The sequence below is a fragment of the Streptomyces sp. NPDC000151 genome (assembly GCF_040301705.1).
Taxonomy (GTDB): Bacteria; Actinomycetota; Actinomycetes; order Streptomycetales; family Streptomycetaceae; genus Streptomyces.
On the sequence record NZ_JBEPFC010000269.1, the window covers coordinates 1 to 4,116 of the forward strand.

A 4,116-nucleotide genomic window follows, 5' to 3' on the forward strand; every position below is an offset into this window, starting at 1 on the left:
CGGTTTTCGCTGCCGGTTCATAATCGAGCCGGTCGGTCGAATTTCGGCATGCCGAAATTGTTCCCGAAGGAAGGCCGTGCAGTAATGGGTTGCCGTCGGTGCGGCGCGAGTGGCTGCCGCAAAACCGTTACGGCTGTGTGGCAACTCGGAGAACACTACGGATCGGGGTGGGCCGTGTCAACCGGCTCCCGGCCCGTCCGTGGGCGCCCGTGACCACCGCGGCCGGACACCCGTGACCACCCTCGTCAGTCGAGGTCGGTGAGGCGGCCTTCCGCGTCGGGCTGGGCGTCCTCCACCCGGCGCAGCAGGCGCGTCAGTACGTCACCGAGAAGCCCTCGTTCGCGTGAATCGAGGTCCTGTAGCAGGTCCTCTTCGAATACGGACGCGAGGCGCATGGCCTCCAGCCACTTCTGGCGGCCCTCGTGGGTGAGCTCGACGATGACGCGCACCCGGTTGTTCTCGTCGCGCTCGCGGTTGACGAGCCCCTCGCTCGCCATGCGGTCGATGCGGTGCGTCATGGCGGCCGGCGTGAGACCCAGCCGCTTGGCGAGCTCGCCGGGGCCGAGGCGGTACGGCGCTCCGGAGACGACGAGGGCCTTCAGTACTTCCCACTCGGCATTGCTTATCCCCAGCGTGCCGGTCTGCCGCCCGTAGGCGACGTTCATCCGGCGATTGAGGCGCTGGAGTGCGGAGACGACCTTCTCCACCTGTGGGTCGAGGTCCTGGAACTCGCGCTGGTAGGCCGCGATCTGTTCCTCGAGGCTCGGCTCGGCCGGCCTCGGGACCGCGTCTGAGGGCTCTGACATGCGGCGCAGTATGGCACGTAACTCATTGGCGTCGAAGTCCTTGGTCATGTAGTCTTTAGCTTCGAACTTTAGAGTTGAAGTCTTCAGCTTGTGACTGTCCGGTCCCGTCCGGGCACGTTGCGCCGCTCCTCTTCCTCTGAAGTCCGCCAGTGCTGGGGGCACCAGGCTCAGGGGGTCCGAATTTCCTCGTACGCCTCATCCCGCCATGCACACTCGTACGAATCTGACGACCCTCTCGACCTAGGTAGGTGAGTGTGACCACCGCAATGGGCGCCGCGCTGCGCCGGATCCAGCTGGGCAACGCGCTGAGCGCGTTCGGCAACGGCTTCACGGTTCCGTATCTGTACGTCTATGTGGCGAAGGTGCGTGACCTTGGAGCGAGTACGGCAGGCATCGTGCTCGCGATGCTGGCCGCCGCCGCGCTCGTCGTGCTGCCCTTCACCGGTCGTGCCATCGACCGGCGGGGTCCGCTGCCGGTGGCCGTGGTGGGCACGTTCGCCGCCGCGCTCGGCTCGCTGGGCCTGGGCCTCTCGGACAATGAGCCGATGGTCATCGCCTCGACGGTGGCGCTCGGCGCGGGCATAGCGGTCATCCAGCCGGCGCTGGCGACGATGATCGTCTGGTGCTCGACGACCGTGACGCGGTCGCGCGCCTTCGCCACCCAGTTCTTCATGAACAACCTGGGCCTGGGCATCGGCGGGCTGATCGGCGGCCTGCTGGTCGACGAGCACGACCCCGCGAGCTTCGTACGGCTTTTCGCCATTGAGGCCGTGATGTTCCTGGTGCTCGGCGCGGCCGTGGCGACCGTACGGCTGCCGAAGGTGCCCAAGGTCGAGGACGAGGTGCCGGTCGAGGCGCGGGCCGAGGGCGCCTGGCGGGCGCTGCTCGCCGACCGCCGGATGATGTGGCTGTGCGCGCTGGGCTTCGTGCTGTTCTTCGCCTGCTACGGGCAGTTCGAGTCGGGCCTGGCCGCGTACGCGACCGAGGTCACCCGCATCCAGCCGTCGACGCTGGGCATCGCGCTGGCGGCCAATACCGCGGCCATCGTGCTGGCGCAGTTCGTCGTCCTGAAGCTGGTCGAGCGGCGCCGGCGCAGCCGGGTCATCGCGGTGGTCGGGCTCATATGGACCGTGGCCTGGGTCGCGGCGGGCCTGTCCGGCCTGGTGCACGGCGCGCAGGCGCTGGCCACGGGGCTGCTGATCTCCACGTACATGCTGTTCGGCGTGGGCGAGTCGATGCTGTCGCCGACGATCTCGCCGCTGGTGGCCGACCTGGCACCGAGCCGGCTGATCGGTCAGTACAACTCGGTGTTCGCCCTGGTGAAGCAGCTGGCGCTGGCGGTCGGTCCGGCCGTGGGCGCGCTCATGGTGGGTCACGGCGCGTCGGCCGCGTACATCGTGATGCTGATCCTGTGCGCGCTCGGCGTCTCGGCGCTGGCCCTGCGGCTGGGCCGGATGCTCACGGCCGCGCAGGACAACCCGCAGGCCGTGGCCGCGCCGGCGGAGGTTGCGGAGGTTCCGGTGCGCGACGAGGTGGCCTGCGTCGCGTAAGCGGCGTGACCGGCGGGGCCGGGTCCGTACATCCGTACGGACACGGCCTCTTCCGTACGGGCCGTCAGGCCCGGACCGCTACTCCCGGGGCAGTGCGAACTCGCACCAGACCGCCTTGCCGCCGCCCGGTGTGCGGCGCGAGCCCCAGTTCGAGGCGATGGTGGCGATGATCGAGATGCCGCGGCCCGCCTCGTCGACCGGCTCGGCGCGGCGGCGGCGCGGCAGGTGGTCGTCGCCGTCGGTGACCTCGACGATGAGGCGGCGGTCCGTACGCCGTAGCCGCAGCCGCATGGGCGGCGTCCCGTGCTGGAGCGAATTGGCGACCAGCTCGCTCGCGGCCAGGACGCCGAGGTCGTGCAGCTCCGGGGAGAAGCGCCAGGAGGCGAGCACTCCGGAGGCGAAGGCGCGGGCGCGCGGCGCCGCCTCCGTACCGCCGTGCAGTTCCAGTGCGGCGTTGTGGAAGAGCTCGGCCTCTGGACCTGTGCGGTCCGGGTGCTGGAGGACCAGGACGGCGACGTCGTCGTCGTGGTCGTTGGAGATGCCGAGCGCGCGCAGCAGGCGGTCGCAGATGATGTCGGGCGCGCCGGTGGCGCCCGCGACGGCGTGCTCCAGTGCGGCGATGCCCTCGTCGATGTCCTTGTCGCGGCGTTCGACCAGGCCGTCCGTATAGAGGACAGCGGTGGAGCCGGGGACGAGCGGGACGCTGCCGGAGGTGTGCAGCCAGCCGCCGGTGCCGAGCGGCGGTCCTGTCGGCTCCTCGGCGCGGTGGACGGTGCCGTCCTGGTCGCGCACGAGGATGGGCAGATGGCCCGCCGAGGCATAGACCAGCCGGCCTTCGTTGGGGTCGTGCACGGCGTACACGCAGGTGGCGATCTGGCTCGCGTCGATCTCCGCGGCGAGGCCGTCCAGGAGCTGCAGGACCTCGTGCGGCGGGAGGTCGAGCCGGGCGTAGGCGCGGACGGCCGTACGGAGCTGGCCCATGACGGCGGCGGCGCGCACCCCGCGGCCCATGACGTCGCCGATGACCAGCGCTGTGCGCCCGGCGCCGAGGGTGATCACGTCGTACCAGTCGCCGCCGACCGCGGCGTCCGTGCCGCCGGGGTGGTAGATCGCGGCGACTCGGAGGTCGTCGGGCTGCTCCAGCTCCTGGGGCAGCAGGGAGCGCTGGAGGGTGACGGCGGCCTCGCGCTGGCGGCGTTCGGCGGCGCGCAGCCGCTCGGCGGCCTCGACCTGGTCGGTGACGTCGGCGGCGAAGACGAGGACGCCCTTGTGCGGCGCGACGCAGGCGATCTCGGGGTCCGGGGCCGGGGTGCTGGTGGCGGCGACCTCGATGGGCGTGCAGGTGAAGGTGTAGTAGCCGTCACGGCTGAGGTCGGATCCGGCGCCGCCGGGGACCTTGCGCGCCTTGACCGTGCGCGGCTTGCGGCTGCGCAGTACCTGGTCCATCAGCGGCAGCAGGCCCAGCTCGGTGAGCTCGGGGAGGGCTTCGCGCGCGGTCAGTCCGGCCGGGCGGGCGCCGAAGACCTTGGCGTACGCGCCGTTGACGTACGCGATGCGGTGCTCGGGGCCGTAGACGACGGCGACCAGGGCGGGGATCGTGCCGAGGATCTCGTGTGCCGAGAGCACGTCGACGGTGGGCGGCTGCGCACCGAACGCGCTGCCGAGCGCGGTGCCCGAGGGCGGGGTGTGCGCTTCGGGGCGCTCGGCGCGGGCGGCGGGGACCGCGCTTGCGGGGGCCGCGCCCGGTGGCGCGCCCGTGC

At 71.3% G+C, this 4,116-nt stretch carries 3 protein-coding genes; 1 reads left to right on the forward strand and 2 read right to left on the reverse strand.

The genetic code is table 11. The features are described from left to right. Positions 1-245: 245 nt before the first annotated feature. A complete protein-coding gene (locus tag ABT381_RS35245; RefSeq protein WP_351602036.1) occupies positions 246-806 on the reverse strand; it encodes a MarR family winged helix-turn-helix transcriptional regulator in 561 nt (186 codons plus the stop codon). A 254-nt stretch (positions 807-1,060) separates the two neighbouring features. On the opposite strand from ABT381_RS35245, the gene ABT381_RS35250 reads away from it, so the two are divergent. Continuing rightward, entirely contained in the window at positions 1,061-2,356 is a 1,296-nt protein-coding gene (locus ABT381_RS35250; protein WP_351602039.1) for an MFS transporter, read from the forward strand. 78 nt (positions 2,357-2,434) lie between these two features. On the opposite strand, the gene ABT381_RS35255 is transcribed toward ABT381_RS35250, so the two are convergent. Beyond that, positions 2,435-4,116: ATP-binding SpoIIE family protein phosphatase (locus ABT381_RS35255; protein ID WP_351602042.1), on the reverse strand; the 1,682-nt coding region annotated here is incomplete at its 5' end.

Excerpts from the sequence above, each read along its gene's own strand:
- ABT381_RS35245 (WP_351602036.1), bottom strand. The coding sequence starts at position 806 with ATGTCAGAGCCCTCAGACGCGGTCCCGAGGCCGGCCGAGCCGAGCCTC.